Here is a 16,224-nt window from a genome sequence, read left to right on the forward strand (position 1 = left end):
CGGCACGGCGTTCAGCGTGACGGACACCGTGATCAGTGCCGCCCGGGGCCGTCGTCGAAGCGCATGCGGGTTGGATGGCGGTGCGCTCGGCCGTCGTCGCGGACCGCGTACAGGCCCGCGAAGCGCGGATTTGCCTGCGGCATGGGCATATCCAGTAGGAGCGGGTCGAGCACCAATGCCGTGCGGGGCGCCTCGAACATGAGGTCGCGGACGCCGAGCACCACCGCGATGCCCTCGTAGACCGGATCCGCGGCCACTGTGGTCTCGGCCCGCTTGATGGGCCGGCGCATCTGCACCGCGTCGCGCTGCATGCTGACCAGCGCCCCGATGTCGTGTTCCAGGGCGAAACGCCGGATTTCGACGGGCAGCATGGAATCGTCACGCACCAGCTCGATCTCGTCGCCGCGCGTTTCGATGGTGTGGCGGGCGAGCGAGCAGGACCGCTCCGCGAACCGGATCGCCACCTCGAACGCCTGCCGGACCGTGGGCTGACTCATCACCGCGCGCTCGATCGCGCCGATCTGCGGGGGATGGCAGGTGAGTCCCGCCATCAGGCCGAAACCCGCCTCGTCGCCGATGCCGTGCACGATATTGCGGATCACCGCCACGTGCTGGGTGAAGGTGATCTCGGTGCCGGGGTGGGCGAGCTGCACGTCGCGGATGCCGGTGTGCCGCAGGATCGATGCGATCGACAGGCCGCGACCCAGCGCGAAATCCACCAGCAGTGCGGTACTGAAGATCGGGCGCATGCGATACCGACGCTGGGCCGGCCTGTGATTGATCACCGGTGTTGCCTCTGGTCCTCGGGAGTGCCACCGCCGCCCCGGCTGACGCACCTGGCGCGGCGGAACGGTGGGAGGTCTCCGGGTACACCCGCGGCGCGGCCGGTGCGCCCGGATCCCGCTTCCAGCTTCGTGAATCGCGGGCAACACGGCCAGCCCCGATTGCGCCAAGGCTTCGCTGATCGCGCCATCCTGTGTCGGCGGGCCTGGCACGCACGGATGTCCGAAGTGGTCCACCCGTGGGCCGGAAATCGATCTCATCGGGACCAGCGCCGGGAGGAACGCGGGTGCGCGGTGGGGGAGCGGCGCGATGCACCGGGGTGTCGCCGGGACACGCGGAGTTGTCCCAATACCAACGTCTCGTGACCGAAAGCGCACTGGCGAAAAGATTCTGGCAACCTTACAGTTATTTCATCGCACGGTGATCGATGAACGCCCGCCGGACGGCCCAGACGACCGCGGATAGGTATCGAAACCTGTTGCGGCATCCCCACATTCACCTTCGCAGCGGTCGAGTCGTGTCAATCGCCGCGTCACAGCCGATTCGAATCGAGGCCGTCATGTCCGCGCCCGAAATCCCGGTCAGTGTGCCCGAACTGGATACCCTGCCGCCCCGGGGGCATCCGATTCTCGCTCTGCCGGTGCGTGTTTCGCGCTACGCGAACCGCTTGGAGAGCCTGATCCTGGACTGGGCGGACAGCTATCGTCCGGTCGAGACCACCCGGCAGCGGCAGCGGCTGGCGGGCACCCGGCTCGGCGAACTCATCGCTCGCACTTGCCCTTTCGTCCGCGAGGACCGCCTGGAGCCACTGGCGGGCTGGTTCACCTGGGCTTTCGTGATTGACGACTGGTACGACGGTCCGATTGGCCGCTTGCGGAGCCTACAACCGGAGGGCCTGCACCTGCGGACGGTCGCGCGCTGATCGGCGGGCCCGGGCTCACTTGGGCGCGATGGCCTGTGCGGGGAAGTCGCGGTCGGGAGTGACGCTGTGCCCGTCGGATCCGAGGGTGAGCGTCACCACGGACGGGCCGCCCGACGGGCAGCAGTTCGCGTCGTTCCCGGCGAGCCAGCGGTACTGCACCTGCACCGTGCGATCGGAGGATCCGACGACGCTCGTGTAGGAGGTGGACCGTTGGGTCGCCGTGCCCAGGTAGCCGTCGTGGTTGAACAGCATCACGTGCCAGGGCGAACTGGCGGTGCCGTGCGGAGTCCCGGCCCGGACCCACAGCAGCGCGGGGCAGGAGCCGACGGCCGCGTCGGTGCCGCTCTCGGCATAGAACCCGTCCCCGCCCACGCCGCCGCCGAGTGTCGCGAGCGCCTGCGTGACCACCGGCGACGTCAGGCTGACGCACCGGCCGTTGGCCGCGGTGGCGGGCGCGGTGTCCGCCGGCGGTCGTGAGTTCCCTTGGGACTGTGTCGGATTACCCTGGGACTGCGGCGGATTCTCCGGCGAGTGCGCGGGGACGGTAGCCGGCGCGGATCCCGCCGCGCTGACGGTGGTGGCGGGTTGCTGCGATCCACCGCTGGGCGTCGTCACTTCGTCTTGGCAGCCCGCCACCGCCAGGCTCACGGCGGCGGCCGCCGCGGCGATTCCGATGATTCGTTTCACGGGTGGTCCTTTCAGATGAGAACCCCGGGCCGCGGGGCCCGGGTTCCTCGATCGGTCGTCTGTTCCGCGACCGCGATATCGCTCAGAAGCAGTACGGGAACTTGCACTTGCCTGGTTCGTTCGGCCCGAAGATCGCCGCGATCAAACCGTTGATCACCACGTCTGCGCCCGCGGACCCCGTGCTGATCGCCACGTCCTGTACGCCCGCGACCGATTCGGGCTGTGCGGCCTGGGCCGTCGCGGTCGCGGGCGCGCCGATCAGCACGCCGGCCGCGAGAACCACCAGAGACTTTCGAATCATGTTCCTACCCTTTCGCCAACCTATCGTCGACAGTAGGAACCGGGGTCCGTGGCGTCCATCGGACGAATGCCCTATTTCTTACCGATAGGGCGCTCCGTGCCGGTCACAAGGACGTGTGCCGGGCCAGCTCGACGCGATTGCTGACGCCGAGCTTGGGAAAAGCCCGATACAGGTGGTGGCTGACGGTTTTCGGGCTGATGAACAGCTTGGCCGCGATCTCCTTGTTCGTCGCACCGCCCGCGGCGAGCCGGACCACCTGCAGCTCCTGCGGCGTCAACGCGGCAGTCTCCACGGCCAGGGGCGTCTCCGGGCGGCGCGCCATATCGCCCGCGGCGCGTAATTCGTTGCGGGCATGCGCCGCCCACGGAATCGCACCGAGCCGATCGAAGGTCTCGGCTGCGGCGCGGAGCTGCGTCCGGGCCTCGCCGATGCTGCGTTCGCGGCGCAGCCACTCACCGTAGAGGAGCGCCGTTCGGGCGTGGTCGTACCAGAGTCCCTCGGCGGCCTGCAGTTTCAGCGCCCGCGCGTAGGCGTCGCCGTCGGAGCGCAGCATGGCCTGACAGCGAACCGAGATCGACTCGGCGTAAGGCGAACCCAGTGCTGCCGACCACCGCTCGATCTCCTCCACCGCGTGGACCGCCCGTTCGGGTTGGCGCGCGCGCACCGCGGCCTCCACCAGATCGCGCAGCAGGTGCAGCCAGTGGCCGCGGATCCGGTTCGGAATACGGTGCAGGGTGTCGAGGCGATCCAACGCCGGTTCGTAGCGCCCGTGCCCGAGATCGACCAGGGCCCGCGCCCATTCGTGGTTGACGTAGTTGATGAAATTGTCCTGCCCGTGCGATCGGCGCGGGTGATCGAGCAGTTCCAGGCAGCGCGGCTCATCCCCGCGAATCCCGGCGATGAGCGCGAGATAGCCTTCGCCGAAGCCGATCTCGCTCAGCTGACCGATGTCCCGGGACACCCGCACGGCGTGCGCCACCTTCTCCTCGGCCTCCCACAGCCGGCCCAGCATCAGATCCGCCGCACCGGCGTAGACGGCCCCCGTCGAGAACCGCCCGACCCGGCCCTGGCACTGCGCGGTGTCCGAGAACCGCTGCGCCAGCGCGTGGGCGTCCTCGAGATCGCCGATCAGCATGGCCTGCCCGGTCGCGGCCAGCATCAGCGCCGGATCGTCGGAACGATGGCTCTCGGCGATGGTGGCCCGGATCCGCGTGACGCCCTCGGCGAGCTCGCCGGAATGCAAATTCAGTGCTCCGTCGAGCGCGCGCAGGAACGCCGACCGCTGTTCGGGCGGCAGGCGCAGCTCTGCCAGCCGGGCGCGCGCGTGGTAGGCGGGCGCGGGATCACCCAGCACCCAGGACGAGCGGGCCGCCTCCATGAACAGTGGTCCGGCGCGCTCGGGGTCGATCGCGGCCACCTCCTCGGCCGCCGCGAACAGCGAATCCTGCGACCCGCGCAGGTCGCCCTGCTCGTACGCGATCAGCGCCTTCACCCAGCCCAGCCGCGCTCGCTCGTCCGGAGCCAGCGGCAGCTGGACGGCCGACCGGCCCAGTTCGGCGGCACGGTGATAGGCGCCCGCGGCGGCGGCCCATTCGATCGCCAGAAGTATTCGGCGGTTGCGGCTTTCGAGATCGGTAGTCAGGGCGGCGGCCCGCTCCACGGCCGCCGCGGCCGCCGAGTAACCGGCTCGGTCCACAGCGCGAAACGCCGCCGATTCCAGCAAGGCCGCGATCTCCTCGTCCGGGCCGACGGTCCCTGCCGCCAGATGCCAGGCGCGGCGATCGGGGTCATCGTCGGACGCGGCGGCCAGTGCGGCGTGCACCGGCTGGCGCTCGGCGAAGGACGCACCGTGATAGACCGCCGCCCGCACCAGCGGGTGGCGGAACCGAATCGCCTGCGCGGTAACGTCGATCAGGCTCGCGGCCTCCGCCTCGGCGATGCCCGCCGGGTCGACGCCGAGGGCGTCGAGCACGCGCAGCACCAGTCGCAGATCACCGGCCGTCTCCGCCGCGGCCGCCAGCAACGCGGTGCGCGACGCGGGCGAGAGCTCCGCGATCTGCTGCCGATAGCCGCTGGACAACCGATGCGGCAGTGGCAGCGGCCCGACCGGCAGCGCGTCCAGATCCATTCGCGGAAACTCCAGCAGCGCCAGCGGATTCCCCGCTGCCTCCCGCAGAACCCGCTCCCGCATATCGCGGCGCAGCCCCGGCCAGTTGTCGGCGAGCAGCCGCGCCGAGGCCGCGGTGTCCAGCGGCGGCAGATGAAGGCCGGGCACGCCCGGCAGGACCGCCTCGGCGCGGCTCGCGAACAGGATCACGATGCCCTCGGCGCCGAGTCGGCGCGCCGCGAACCGAAGTGCCTGCGCCGAAGCGGAATCCAGCCACTGAACATCGTCGACCGTGCACAGCACCGGGCCGCCCTCGGCCAGTTCGGCCAGCAGCGACAGGGTCGCCAGGCCGACCAGGAAGCGGTCGATCGGCTCGGTCGCGACCCGCAGCCCGATCACCGCCCGCAGGGCATCGGCCTGCGGGCCGGGCAGGGCGTCCAGCGGCAGGGCGTCGACATGACCGCCGGCCGCCATCAGCAACTCCTGCAGTCCCGAGAACGGCAGCTCCGAATCGCCCTCCACGCCCGCGCAGCGCAGTACCCGCCAGTCGCCGCCGGTGAGCTCCGCCGCGCGGTCCAGCAGCGCTGTCTTCCCGCCACCCGCGTCGGCCACGATCTCCACCGCGCCGCTCTGACCGTCCACAGCCCGGTTCAGCAGCGTGCTGATCCGCTGTTCCTCGTGTGCGCGGCCATACAGCATGTCCCCCAACCTATATGGCCACGCTGTCTACTCGGTGTCGGCGGCGCTCGAGGGCATGGTGTTCGCCGCTGGTCCTGGGCTATTGCCGAGCCAGCGCGGCGGCGAGCCGGCCGCGTGGTGGGAGATAGCCGCCGCGCGGCGCGTTCGCCGAGCCGAAACGAACCCCGCGGGGCCGGGTGGCCCAACCGTCGAACTGGTCGCGATCGGACGGGGTCGCGTAGGCGGCCGACTCCGGCGCCAGCGGGCCGAGTAGGGGATTGGCCGCTATCAAGCGCGATTCGACCGCGGTCGCGAAAGCCAGTTGCAGCAGCGCCCTTTCGGCTCCCGCGGCCAGATCGGCCGCATCGGTGGCCGGGTCGAGCCAGTAGGCGGCCCGCACCCGGTCCGGGGTCAGCTCGGCCGCCGCCACGCCACCGAACCGCCGAACCAACGCGTCCACCTGGGTTCGCATGTCCCGCAGCCGCGTCGCGCCGAGTATCGCGACGGTATCGCCGCGAGTCAGCCAGAACATCAACACCGACTCGACCGTCACCACCGGATCGGGGATCTGATCGAGCGCTGCCATCGGTTACTCCTGATCATCGCGATGGTCCGGACGCCGTCGTCCGGACCGTGCTACGACCGGGCAAACCGATCGTCCCGGGATTCTCGCAACCGGAACCGCGTTCCATGACCGAATTCAGACAATTGACCAGTTCTGTCCGTGGCGGGTGCCTAACGCACCTGACGGCCGACGGAGTTCAAGTGGCCCAGGGCCTGAGCGTAGGAGGTGAGGAGCGTGGTTTCGGCATAGGGAATAGCGCGCTCGGCGCAGAAGGCTCGGACCATCGGCTGGGCCGAGCGCAGGGCGGCACGCGGCATGGAGGGAAACAAATGGTGCTCGATCTGGTAGTTGAGGCCGCCCAGTGCGAGGTCGACCAGGGCGCCGCCGCTCACATTGCGTGCGGTGAGGACCTGGCGGCGCAGGAAATCGGTGGTGTCGCCCTCGGCGAGGACCGGCATCCCCTTGTGATTCGGGGCGAACGTGAAGCCCATGTAGAAGCCGAACAGGCCCTGCTGCACGGCGATGAAGACCAGCGCCTTGACCGGCGACAGCACCAGGAACACCGCCGACAGGTAGAGAACGGCGTGCGCGGCCAGGAACGCGCCCTCGCGGAGCCGGTTCCGGATGGGCCAGGTCAGGACCGCGCGCACACTCGAAAAGTGCAGGCTGCCCGCCTCCAGCAGCAGCATCGGGAAGAACAGCCACGCCTGGTAGCGGAAGATGAAGCGCCGCCAGCCCTTTCCGGTGACCGCGCGCTCCGCGGAGTGAGCCAGGATGCCGCCGACATCCGGATCCTCACCCTCGGTATTGGGGTGCGCGTGATGGCGATTGTGGTTGCTCGTCCACCAGCCGATGCTCACGCCGGTCGCCAGATTGCCGACGAACAGGCCGAACCAATGGTTGGCCCGCCGCGTCCGGAAGACCTGCCGGTGCCCGGCGTCGTGCCCGAGGAAAGCGACCTGCGCGAACGCGACCGCCAGGAACACCGCCGTCCCCAGCTGCCACCAGGAGTCGCCGATCGCCGCGAACGCCGCCCAGCCCAGCGCGAAAACGCCAACGGTGAGACCGGTTTTCCACCCGTAGTACCGCAGGCGCCGTTCCAGCAGGCCCGCCTGCCGCACGCGCCGCATCAGGGCCGCGTAGTCGCTGCCGCGCGAGGGGTAGTCGCCGTCGCGGGCGGGCGTGGGTGCGGGCGTCACCGGGGCGAGGGTCTGTTCCCGCTCCGCCGGGCGGCGTCGTTCCGTGAGGATTACCAAGGGTTCTGCACATCCTGCTGTCGTGGTGCGTGGCGGGCCCGCGTACCCGGCACCAGGGTGCCGCGCCGCGGCCACCATCAGATGAACGAACGTGCGAGGCGGCGACACAACTGCATGACGGTTTCGCGACCGCCAGGTGGTCTTCGGCGCCGGAGCCGATCCGGATGTGACAGTACTGTCGCCGTGATCCGCGCTCCGAAACGGGTTCCTGTGCGGTCGCTTTCGAGTATTTTCGCAACACATTCTAGTTTCGCGGCCCGGACGGGACGAGACTTGTGTGGCGGAAGGGCTGATCATGGCTGCTACGGACTACATCGTCATCGGCTCCGGCAGCGCCGGAGCCATCATCGCGCGCCGGCTCGCCGACACCGGAGCCACGGTCACCCTGTTCGAGGCGGGCCGCTCCGACCGCTCCCGGCTCATGCGCAAACCCGGCATGATCGGCCCGATGCACAGCGTGCCCCAGCTCAAGAAGCTCATCGACTGGGGGCACTACACCGTCGAACAGAAGCACGCCCTGGGCCGCAGGATCCCACAGACCCACGGCAAGGTGGTCGGCGGGTCCAGTTCCGTCAACGGCATGGTGTTCGTGCGCGGCAACCGCCGCAACTTCGACGACTGGGCCGCCGAGGGCAACACCGGCTGGTCCTACGAGGACGTGCTGCCCAGCTTCCGCAAGTTCGAGTCCTTCGAGGACGGCGCCAACCAGTTCCGCGGCGGCTCCGGCCCGATCAAGGTGATCCGCGCCCGCGACCTGACCCCCGCGTCCGAATCGTTCATGCGGGCCTTCACCGAGACCACCGACCTGCCGCTCAACCCCGACTACAACGGGGCCGAACAGGAAGGCGTCTCGATCCTGCAGCAGAGCAACAGCAACGGCCTGCGCTCCAGCACCTCGGTCGGCTACCTCGACGACCGGCCGAAAACCCTGACGGTGCTGGCGAATACGCAGGTCCTGCGCATCGTGATCGACAACGGCCGGGCCGTCGGCGTCGAGTACCGTACCGGCGACGGCACCGAGATCCTGCACGCCGACCGCGAGATCATCGTCAGCGCAGGCGCTTTCGGCTCACCCCATCTGCTCATGCTCTCCGGCGTCGGCCCCGCCGACCACTTGCGCGCCTTCGGCATCGACGTCGCCGCGGACCTTCCCGTCGGCGACAACCTGCACGACCACCTGTTCGTCCCCATGTCCTTCGCCATGCCCACCGCCGTGCGCCGCTCCTCCCCGGCCTACTTCGCCCGCGCCTTCGTCCGGGAATCGTTGCGCAACAACACCACCTGGCTGGCCCGCAGCGTCTTCGAAGCCGTCGCCTTCCTGCGCACCCCCTACACCACCGGCATCCCCGACCTGCAACTCCACGTCCTCCCCTGGAGCTACCCCGGCCCCAACCAGGACGCCCCCACCCGCCACATCCCCGACCCCCGCCGATCCCTCACGATCATGGTCACCATGATCTACCCCCGCAGCCGCGGCACCCTCCGCCTGACCTCGGCAGACCCCACCGCCGCCCCCGCCATCGACCCCAACTACCTCGCCGACCAGAACGACCTCGACACCCTCGCCTACGGCATGGACCTCACCCGGGAAGTCATGTCCGCCACATCCATCACCCCCGCCGTGGACACCGAAATCTCCCCCGGCCCCACCTACCCCACCCGAGCCGACCTCGCCGCCGAGATCCCCAACCGCGCCACCACCGTCTACCACCCCGTAGGCACCTGCCGGATGGGCACCGACGCCCGATCCGTAGTCGACCCGACCCTCCGCGTCCGCGGCATCGAGGGCCTCCGCGTCGCCGACGCCTCGATCATGCCCAGCATCGTCGGCGGCAACACCAACGCCGCCACCATGATGATCGGCGAACACGCCGCCTCGATCATCCTGGCTTGAGCCGCTATCGACCGCGCCGCCGCATCCGGTCGATCAACGACCGCCCCGACAGCTCCTTGTCGACAGCCAGCAGATAGGAGACGGGCGACTCGCGGTGTGCTGCGCGCCGCGCCTTTCTCCGGTCCGCCACATAGGACCCGACCGCGAGCGCGGTCCCGCCGGCCATCGCCGCCGGAGAGCCGGTGGCGGCGAGACCGGCCCCGAATAGCGTGCCGGCGGTGGACTTACTGATATCGACCTTGATTCCGAGCAGCCCGATACCGGATTCGACGCCCAGGGCTCGCAGCGCGTGGCGGAGTTCGTCCAGCTGGGGCCTGGTCTTGGCGTTGTAGACGCTCTGCAAGTGCTTCTCGGCGACGACCAGGTCCTCGATCGCGGCAATCGTTCCCAGATCGGCGGACAGGGACGCGACGTGCGCCCGGAAGGCCGCCAGCTCACCGCCGTAGCGGTCCCGGAAAGAGATCAGGGTGTCCAGCGGGACCGTCTCGAGATGATCGGGCCGGATGGATGCCTCGACCGCGAGATGGATGTACGCGCCCTCGACGTCACCGATCGCGGGAACGGCCACGTCCTCGTCGAGCAGGAGTTCGTACAGGCGGTCCAGAGTGCCGACGGCGCTGTGGGCGTCCACATCGTCGGTGGCCGTGGCCAGCGCGCGGTGCCGGGACACCACGTCGGCCAGCGCGGTGAGATAGATCCGGGCGAGCGCGGGATGCAACCCGACATAGACGGCGTCGTCCTCGTCGACGACAACGGCGAGATCCGCCGCCTCGAACGAACTGAGCAGCGGCGGAGTCATTTTCGGACCGCTTTGCCCGGCGTACACCCACCTCAGACCCGGGTAGTCGGCCCGCGGCCCCGATACCGCCCGCTCGCCGGAGGTCTCCTCGACGGCCTGTTGCCAGGAGAATCGCTTACGCAGATCGTCACCGCCCAACTCCACGATCTCCCGGAACACATCCGCGACAGCCACGATCTCCCGCCGCGAAGGCTCGACCCCGAACAGGAAGTCCGTCTCCGCCCGCAACTGCGTCACCAGCTCCGAGTCCACGTCCATGGTGAGCCGCGGCTGAATCCGTCCAACCGAGTCCCAGGTCAAAATGGCCAGCTTGAGCCAATTCTCGTTCCGGAAGCGCATCCACGGGTAGTACAGGGCGATAGTCGACACGTGTTCCAGCATGCCACCAAGAGATCTGCTGGAGCCGCAATGTTGTTGCGGCATAGTCGGTTCGGCAGGTTGCTCCCGAATCGCCTGCTGCGCAGAGGGTCGGATTCTCGATTGGTTCCAGAGCGTGTCGTCGACTGGTTCGACGACCTGTAGCCGCTACCCGAGCCCCAAATCCCGAGACTGTCGGTATTCGAATACCGGTGGTATCTTCGGTGCATGGCACGGATGAGTCGACCCGAGAGCAAGGCGCGGACGCGCGATGATCTGGTGCGGACGGCCCGGGATCTGTTCATTGCCGACGGGCTGGACCAGACGTCGCTGGCTCAGGTGGCCGAGGCGGCGGGGTATTCGAAGGGGGCTGTGTACTCCAACTTCCGGAGCAAGTACGAGTTGTGCCTCGAGGTCGTCGAGCTGATTCATGCCGAGAATCTCACGCGCATCAGGGAATTGAGTGCGGGGGCGGGGACGGCTGCGCAGCGGATCGCCGCGGTGCGGGAGTGGGCCGGGGTGCGGGTCGAGGATGTGCGATCCACCCGGTTGGAGCTCGAGCTCGGCCTGGCCGGCCGGGGGGACGCGCGGCTGCGGGCGCAGCTGGCCGCCAATCTGGCGGCGCTGCGGTCCGCGATCTCGGACCTGCTGGCCTCACTGCTGGGCGGGCCGGGCTCGGAGCGGACCGCACGAGCCGGTGAGCTGCTGTTCAGCGCGGCGTACGGGGTGAGCGTGCAGCGGGCGATGGATGAGACCGTCTCGGTCGACCTGATCGCGAATCTCATTCCCGCGCTGCTGGAGGCGACGGGCACGGCGACTGCTTTGAAAGATGTTCAAGGTGGCCGGGACGGCATCTCGGTTGAAAGGTCAACTGAACGAATTTCAAAGTCGAGGCCCACGAGTGCGCGCAGCGATGAATCGCGCGCCGCGCTGCTGGACACCGCCCGCGCCGTCTTCGGCGCCAAACGCTTCGACGAGGTGTCGACCACCGACATCGCACAGCGAGCCGGGACCGCCATCGGCCTGATCAACTACCACTTCGGCGGTAAGCGCGGGCTCTACCTGGCGGCCGCCGAGGCGGTGTACACCGAGTTCTGGGATTCCCTACAGGCGCTGCGGGGCCCCGCCGTCCCCCGCCTGATCCAGGGCCTGGACCTCTACATCGACCACGCCGAGGCGAATCAGGGGTCGCCGCTGGCGCTTTCGACCAGCGTCGCCGACCCGGAACTGCGCGCCGTGCACGAACAGCACTTCGACCGCCTCATCACCGCGATGCTGCAGGAGACCACCGGCGGCCCCGGCACCGCACTGGCTCGCACCGCGGTATCGGGCTGGGTCGCCTACGTGGAGGGCGCGGTCGCCGACTGGCTGCGGCACCGCGCCCTCACCCGCGTCCAACTGCGGGAACTGCTGATGGCGGGCCTGTTCTCAGCAGCCCAGTCCGTGCTGTCGATGGACCCCGCCACACCCCTGTCCTCGCGTGCGATCAACGCACTGCTCGAACAGGTTCAACCACTGGCCGATCGGAAATCGGAGCCTCACGCATGACGACGTCACTGGACGCCGGACCCAACAACCGGCTCGCCGCCGGACCGCTCGGCCGCGCCGCCGCCTGGCTCATCGGCCCGCGCGGACTGAAGAACCAGAATCGGCTGCGCCGCGAGGTGCAGGGCAAGATCGCCGTGGTCACCGGCGCGTCCTTCGGCCTGGGCGAGGCCACCTCCCGCATGCTGGCCGCCGCGGGCGCGACCGTGGTGCTGGGCGCGCGATCGCTCGACCAATTGCAGACCATCGTTGCCGAGATCGAGGCCGACGGCGGCCACGCCGTCGCGATCCCCTTGGACCTGGCATCCGAGGAGTCCATCGAAGCCTTTGCCGCGCAGATCCTCTCGCGCTTCGGCCACGTCGACTACCTGGTCCACAATGCGGGCAAATCGCTGCGCCGATCCATCCACCTGTCCTATGACCGGCCCAAGGATCTCAACAGCACCACCGCCGCCAACTACATCGGCCCGATGCGGTTGACCCTGGCCCTGCTGCCCGGCATGCGCGAACGCGGATCCGGGCACATCGTGAACGTCTCGACGGTCGCCGTCATGTTCCCGGTGGCCCCGAAATGGGGCTTCTACCTTTCCTCCAAAGCTGCGTTCGACATCTGGATGCGGGCGGTCGGCATGGAGGCCCGCCCCGACGGCGTCACCCTGACCACGCTCTACGCCGGATCCATGTTCACCCGGATGAGCGCCCCCAGCGGGTGGATCTCCGCGTTGCCCGGGCAGTCCGCGCGCGAGGCGGGCTACGTGGTGGCCAAGGCGATCGTGCGCAAGCCGCGCGTCCTCGCCCCCGTCTACGGCAGGCCCTCGGCGGTGCTGGTGTCGCTGTTGCGGACCACGATCGAGATCCTCACCACCCGCCTGTACCGCTACCTCGGTGACACCGAGGCCTCGCTGGCGCGCCTCGAGAAGGGGGACCGTCATGTCGCCTAGCTCGTCGGCAGCGCTCGGCACGGCGGGATTCCGGTGGCGCGACGCACTGGTCCCGCTGGCGGCGTCGGGCGCGCTGCGCCCGGTCGGGATCGGTGGCGCGGCGCGAATCATCAAGTCGCTGCACCAGTTCGGGCCATCGCTGGCCATGGTGGTGGCGTTGTCGGCGGCCCGCCACCCGCACCGGGTCGCGCTCGTCGACGAGCGCGGCGCGGTGAGTTACCGCGAGCTGCAAGCCCGCTCCGAGGCCATCGCTGCCACGCTGCACGCGCTGCGCCCGCGAGCGCGGACCCTGGCCGTGCTGTGCCGCAATCACCGCGGCTTCGTGGAGGCGGCCCTGGCCGGGGCGCAACTCGGTTGCGAGCTGGTGTTCCTCAATACCGACCTGCCCGCGGCGCAGTTGGCGCGGGTCCTGGAACGACATCGCCCCGACATTCTGGTGCACGACCAGGAATACGAGACCATGGTCGCGGAGACACCTGGTCTGCGGGTGCTCGCCTGGCAGGACGATGAAGCCGGGCTGTCGCTGGATTCCCTTGCCCGGCAGACACATCTGACACCGCCCCCGGTCCGCGGTCCGGTGAAGATCACGCTGCTGACCTCGGGAACCACCGGTCTGGCGAAGGGCGTCTCACGTCCCCTGCCGGCACGGGCGATCGCGGAGATGACCGCCACCGCCATGTCGGTGACGCGGCTGAGCTCCCGCGACGTGGTGGTGGCCGCACCGCCCCTTCTTCCACGGCTTCGGCCTGGCGATCCTCGTCGGCGGATTGGCCTTGGGTGGGACGGTCGTGACCCGCAGGCGATTCGACCCGCTGCACGCCCTGGCCGATATCGAACATCACCGCGCCACCGTCTTCGTCGGCGTCCCGGTGATGCTGCAACGCCTGATGGCGGTCCCCGTCTCGCGTCGCCGCGAATTCGACACCGGCTCACTGCGTTTGGCGGTCACCGGTGCGGCACCCATCGCCCCGGCGACGATCACCGCGTTCATCGAGGCCTTCGGCCCCATCCTCGTCAACGGCTACGGCTCGACCGAGGCGGGTGTGGTGACGCTGGCGACGCCCGCGGATCTGGCCGAATCCCCGAAGACCGCAGGCCGGCCCGCGATCGGGGTGGCGGTGCGGGTGCTGCGGCCGGATCGCACGGCCGCCGCGGTCGGCGAGACCGGTAGCGTGTTCGCCCGCGGCGGCGTCGCCTACGACGGCTATGTCGCCGACGCGAACTCGCCCACCCCCACCAAGGAAGTCGTCGACGGCTACGTGAACACCGGCGACATGGGTCATTTCGACGCTGACGGCCGGCTCTACATCGACGGCCGCGACGACGACATGATCGTCTCCGGCGGTGAGAACGTCTACCCGAAGGAAGTCGAGGACGTGCTCGCCGATCACCCCGCCATCGCCGACGTGGTCGTGATCGGCGTGCCCGACCCGGAATACGGGCAGGTGCTGCGCGCCTACCTCGTCCCCGCGGCCGGGAACGAGGTACCGCCCGCGGATGAGCTCAAGGCCCATATCCGCCGTCACCTCGAGCGCTACAAGGTGCCGAAGGAATTCCTGGCGCTCACCGAGATTCCCCGCAACCCGAGCGGCAAGGTCCTGCGCCGCGAACTCGACGGCAACGCCCACCGCACCGCGAGCTGACCGACGGATCGGACATCACATGGCCGATCCGAACCGCGCGAGCCTGCTGTCCTGCCCACGACTGGTCGAGGCGATCCACGGAGTCACGATGTCGGTCGGAATGCGGGTTGTCACCGTATTCGGCAACGCGACGGCGAGAACCGCCGCGCCGGCGATGGCCAGCACGGCGTTGCCGCCCATCGCGCCGCCGGCGGTCGAATTCGCAATCGAACCTCGACGCTATCGTCGCGCGGTTACAGTGGCTTCGAATTGGAAGCAATCGGTTTTCACAAGGGCATCGAGGTACGCGGGTAGTGAAGAGTTCGGCTCGGTTGCGGTTGGTTGCGGCGGCCACGGTGTGCGGCACCGCGGCGGTGCTCGGCGCGGTGGCGCCGTCAGCCACGGCGGAGGCGCCCGGCGGCAAAACCCTCGTGACGATCGGCGATTCCTTCTCCGCCAATGGGGAGATCCTCGATCTGCTGAACAAGGACGGGGATCCCGGCTGCAAGCATGTGGCCACCTCGTGGCCGACGCAGCTGACCCAGCGGATGGGCTTGGCGGCGGATGACGTCGAAGACACCTCGTGTCAGGGCGGCACCATCGACACCTCGGGCTGGGCGCTGGTGCATCAGGTGAAGCGGGCGGCGTCCGACGGCGCGTTCGGGCCGCGGACCCGGGCCGTGACCATCCAGCTCGGCATGAACGACGCCTGGGGGACCGACCATCCGGTCGTCCTGTCGATGGCGTGCCTGGCCGACCTCGCCGCCGGTTGCGGTCCGGATGCTGCGGCGCAAGGCCGCACCCCCGACCCCGCGACCGTCACCGGCCAGGGGTACGCCGACCGGGTCCGCAAAGCGGTCGAGTACATCCGCTACTACGCCCCGAACGCACGCGTCATCTTCGTGGGATACCCGGAGATCCACACCCCCGGCCAGGACTCCGCCTGCGCGAGCATCCTCGGCGTCGACGTGGTGCAGCCCCGGGCCGGCGCGGTCACCGGGTTCCTGGACCGGATCGACACCGCCCAGCGTGAGGCCGCCCGCCTGCTGAACGTGGACTTCCTCGACGCCCGGGCGGTCACCGCCGGGCACGGCGCCTGCGCCGCGGACTCCTGGGTGGCCGGAGCCTTCGACCCGCGCACCGACTTGCTCGGATTCCCCTGGCACCCCACCGCGCGCGGCGACTCGACGCTCGCGGCCGCCGTGCAGCAGCGGATCGAACGCGGCTGAGGCACAGCGTTGTAGCGGGTGCGGGCCGTTATCGCGGTCCCTGCGTCACCCGTTTCTGTCGGTGGGTCGCCGTAGAATTGCGGTCATGAGCATTTCGATGAGTCGGCGTGCAAGATGGCATGAATTCAGTTGCGCTGCCGGTGGTTCGGATAGCACTGTGCTTGTCGTCAGCGATTCAACAGTAGGGGCATGGGGAGTGCCCCTCCGGGGGAAGGAATGAAGGCCATGAACCGCAAGACGATTCGCGGCGAGCGTCGCGGGCCCAGGTTCGCCAAGAGCAGTTTCAGCTACGGCGGCGGCGACTGTGTCGAGGTCGCGTACCACGAGGGACAGATCGCACTGCGCGATTCCAAGGATCGCCACAGCCCGGTGCTGTGGTTCACGAAATCCGAATGGCGGGCGTTCATGTCGGGCGTGCGGGCCGGCGAATTCGATTTCGCCGACTGACGTGAAGGTGGTGTCGGAGCGGATTGGGGGGGGGAACTCCGCCCCCCCGGGGGGGCGGTGGGGGTTTGTAGGGGTCGCAACCAGGAGGTCC

The 16,224-nt window shown here is 69.3% G+C and carries 14 protein-coding genes and 1 pseudogene; 7 read left to right on the forward strand and 8 right to left on the reverse strand.

Going from position 1 to position 16,224, the window contains the following annotated elements; all coding sequences use genetic code 11:
• Nucleotides 1-32: 32 nt before the first annotated feature.
• On the reverse strand, nt 33-749 hold the full coding sequence (locus ACFRAQ_RS09005) for an AraC family transcriptional regulator ligand-binding domain-containing protein (RefSeq protein ID WP_379096372.1): 717 nt from the start codon (nt 747-749) through the stop codon (nt 33-35).
• Between the two features lie 593 nt (nt 750-1,342).
• On the opposite strand from ACFRAQ_RS09005, the gene ACFRAQ_RS09010 reads away from it, so the two are divergent.
• Nucleotides 1,343-1,705: a hypothetical protein gene (locus ACFRAQ_RS09010; protein WP_379096375.1), complete on the forward strand. Its 363-nt coding sequence runs from the start codon at nt 1,343-1,345 to the stop codon at nt 1,703-1,705.
• 15 nt (nt 1,706-1,720) lie between these two features.
• Here ACFRAQ_RS09010 and ACFRAQ_RS09015 read toward each other — a convergent pair whose 3' ends face one another.
• From ACFRAQ_RS09015 to ACFRAQ_RS09035, 5 genes are all read right to left on the reverse strand, one after another.
• Nucleotides 1,721-2,392 (reverse strand): LppP/LprE family lipoprotein, encoded by a 672-nt coding sequence (locus tag ACFRAQ_RS09015; RefSeq protein ID WP_379096378.1) that lies wholly within the window; start codon nt 2,390-2,392, stop codon nt 1,721-1,723.
• A gap of 82 nt (nt 2,393-2,474) precedes the next feature.
• On the reverse strand, nt 2,475-2,693 hold the full coding sequence (locus tag ACFRAQ_RS09020) for a hypothetical protein (RefSeq protein ID WP_379096381.1): 219 nt from the start codon (nt 2,691-2,693) through the stop codon (nt 2,475-2,477).
• Nucleotides 2,694-2,796: 103 nt separating this feature from the next.
• A complete protein-coding gene (locus ACFRAQ_RS09025; protein ID WP_379096383.1) occupies nt 2,797-5,499 on the reverse strand; it encodes a LuxR C-terminal-related transcriptional regulator in 2,703 nt (900 codons plus the stop codon).
• Nucleotides 5,500-5,578: 79 nt separating this feature from the next.
• The gene (locus ACFRAQ_RS09030) at nt 5,579-6,064 is read right to left on the reverse strand and encodes a hypothetical protein (protein ID WP_379096385.1); all 486 of its coding nucleotides are present in this window, start codon (nt 6,062-6,064) and stop codon (nt 5,579-5,581) included.
• A 149-nt stretch (nt 6,065-6,213) separates the two neighbouring features.
• Nucleotides 6,214-7,242 (reverse strand): fatty acid desaturase family protein, encoded by a 1,029-nt coding sequence (locus ACFRAQ_RS09035; RefSeq protein WP_379096388.1) that lies wholly within the window; start codon nt 7,240-7,242, stop codon nt 6,214-6,216.
• A 352-nt stretch (nt 7,243-7,594) separates the two neighbouring features.
• Between ACFRAQ_RS09035 and ACFRAQ_RS09040 the strand changes: the two genes are divergently transcribed.
• The gene (locus ACFRAQ_RS09040; RefSeq protein ID WP_379096390.1) at nt 7,595-9,193 is read left to right on the forward strand and encodes a GMC family oxidoreductase; all 1,599 of its coding nucleotides are present in this window, start codon (nt 7,595-7,597) and stop codon (nt 9,191-9,193) included.
• 4 nt (nt 9,194-9,197) lie between these two features.
• Here the strand turns inward: ACFRAQ_RS09040 and ACFRAQ_RS09045 are convergent, their stop codons facing one another.
• Nucleotides 9,198-10,361, reverse strand: a complete 1,164-nt coding sequence (locus ACFRAQ_RS09045; RefSeq protein WP_379096393.1) for a DUF6236 family protein — start codon at nt 10,359-10,361, stop codon at nt 9,198-9,200.
• A 216-nt stretch (nt 10,362-10,577) separates the two neighbouring features.
• On the opposite strand from ACFRAQ_RS09045, the gene ACFRAQ_RS09050 reads away from it, so the two are divergent.
• From ACFRAQ_RS09050 to ACFRAQ_RS09060, 3 genes and pseudogenes are all read left to right on the forward strand, one after another.
• Nucleotides 10,578-11,897, forward strand: coding sequence for a TetR/AcrR family transcriptional regulator (locus ACFRAQ_RS09050; protein ID WP_379096396.1), 1,320 nt, complete (start codon nt 10,578-10,580; stop codon nt 11,895-11,897).
• Nucleotides 11,894-12,835 (forward strand): SDR family NAD(P)-dependent oxidoreductase, encoded by a 942-nt coding sequence (locus ACFRAQ_RS09055; protein ID WP_379096399.1) that lies wholly within the window; start codon nt 11,894-11,896, stop codon nt 12,833-12,835. Before ACFRAQ_RS09050 ends, ACFRAQ_RS09055 begins: the two co-directional genes overlap by 4 nt.
• Nucleotides 12,825-14,478: pseudogene (locus tag ACFRAQ_RS09060) on the forward strand (AMP-binding protein). The gene ACFRAQ_RS09055 and the pseudogene ACFRAQ_RS09060 overlap by 11 nt, the downstream one beginning before the upstream one ends.
• 15 nt (nt 14,479-14,493) lie before the next feature.
• Here the strand turns inward: ACFRAQ_RS09060 and ACFRAQ_RS09065 are convergent.
• Nucleotides 14,494-14,658, reverse strand: a complete 165-nt coding sequence (locus tag ACFRAQ_RS09065; RefSeq protein ID WP_379096402.1) for a hypothetical protein — start codon at nt 14,656-14,658, stop codon at nt 14,494-14,496.
• A 113-nt stretch (nt 14,659-14,771) separates the two neighbouring features.
• On the opposite strand from ACFRAQ_RS09065, the gene ACFRAQ_RS09070 reads away from it, so the two are divergent.
• Nucleotides 14,772-15,686 (forward strand): SGNH/GDSL hydrolase family protein, encoded by a 915-nt coding sequence (locus tag ACFRAQ_RS09070; RefSeq protein WP_379096405.1) that lies wholly within the window; start codon nt 14,772-14,774, stop codon nt 15,684-15,686.
• Nucleotides 15,687-15,911: 225 nt separating this feature from the next.
• On the forward strand, nt 15,912-16,133 hold the full coding sequence (locus ACFRAQ_RS09075) for a DUF397 domain-containing protein (protein ID WP_357289539.1): 222 nt from the start codon (nt 15,912-15,914) through the stop codon (nt 16,131-16,133).
• The last annotated feature ends 91 nt before the right edge of the window (nt 16,134-16,224 follow it).

This window comes from Nocardia sp. NPDC056611, from assembly GCF_042792755.1.
Lineage (GTDB): Bacteria > Actinomycetota > Actinomycetes > Mycobacteriales > Mycobacteriaceae > Nocardia.

What these genes read in the sequence shown, in the direction of transcription:
- ACFRAQ_RS09065 (WP_379096402.1), bottom strand. Translation starts at nt 14,658, where the DNA reads ATGGGCGGCAACGCCGTGCTGGCCATCGCCGGCGCGGCGGTTCTCGCC.
- ACFRAQ_RS09050 (WP_379096396.1), top strand. Translation starts at nt 10,578, where the DNA reads ATGGCACGGATGAGTCGACCCGAGAGCAAGGCGCGGACGCGCGATGAT.
- ACFRAQ_RS09030 (WP_379096385.1), bottom strand. Translation starts at nt 6,064, where the DNA reads ATGGCAGCGCTCGATCAGATCCCCGATCCGGTGGTGACGGTCGAGTCG.
- ACFRAQ_RS09040 (WP_379096390.1), top strand. Translation starts at nt 7,595, where the DNA reads ATGGCTGCTACGGACTACATCGTCATCGGCTCCGGCAGCGCCGGAGCC.
- ACFRAQ_RS09075 (WP_357289539.1), top strand. Translation starts at nt 15,912, where the DNA reads ATGAACCGCAAGACGATTCGCGGCGAGCGTCGCGGGCCCAGGTTCGCC.
- ACFRAQ_RS09005 (WP_379096372.1), bottom strand. Translation starts at nt 749, where the DNA reads ATGCGCCCGATCTTCAGTACCGCACTGCTGGTGGATTTCGCGCTGGGT.
- ACFRAQ_RS09025 (WP_379096383.1), bottom strand. Translation starts at nt 5,499, where the DNA reads ATGCTGTATGGCCGCGCACACGAGGAACAGCGGATCAGCACGCTGCTG.
- ACFRAQ_RS09055 (WP_379096399.1), top strand. Translation starts at nt 11,894, where the DNA reads ATGACGACGTCACTGGACGCCGGACCCAACAACCGGCTCGCCGCCGGA.
- ACFRAQ_RS09010 (WP_379096375.1), top strand. Translation starts at nt 1,343, where the DNA reads ATGTCCGCGCCCGAAATCCCGGTCAGTGTGCCCGAACTGGATACCCTG.
- ACFRAQ_RS09020 (WP_379096381.1), bottom strand. Translation starts at nt 2,693, where the DNA reads ATGATTCGAAAGTCTCTGGTGGTTCTCGCGGCCGGCGTGCTGATCGGC.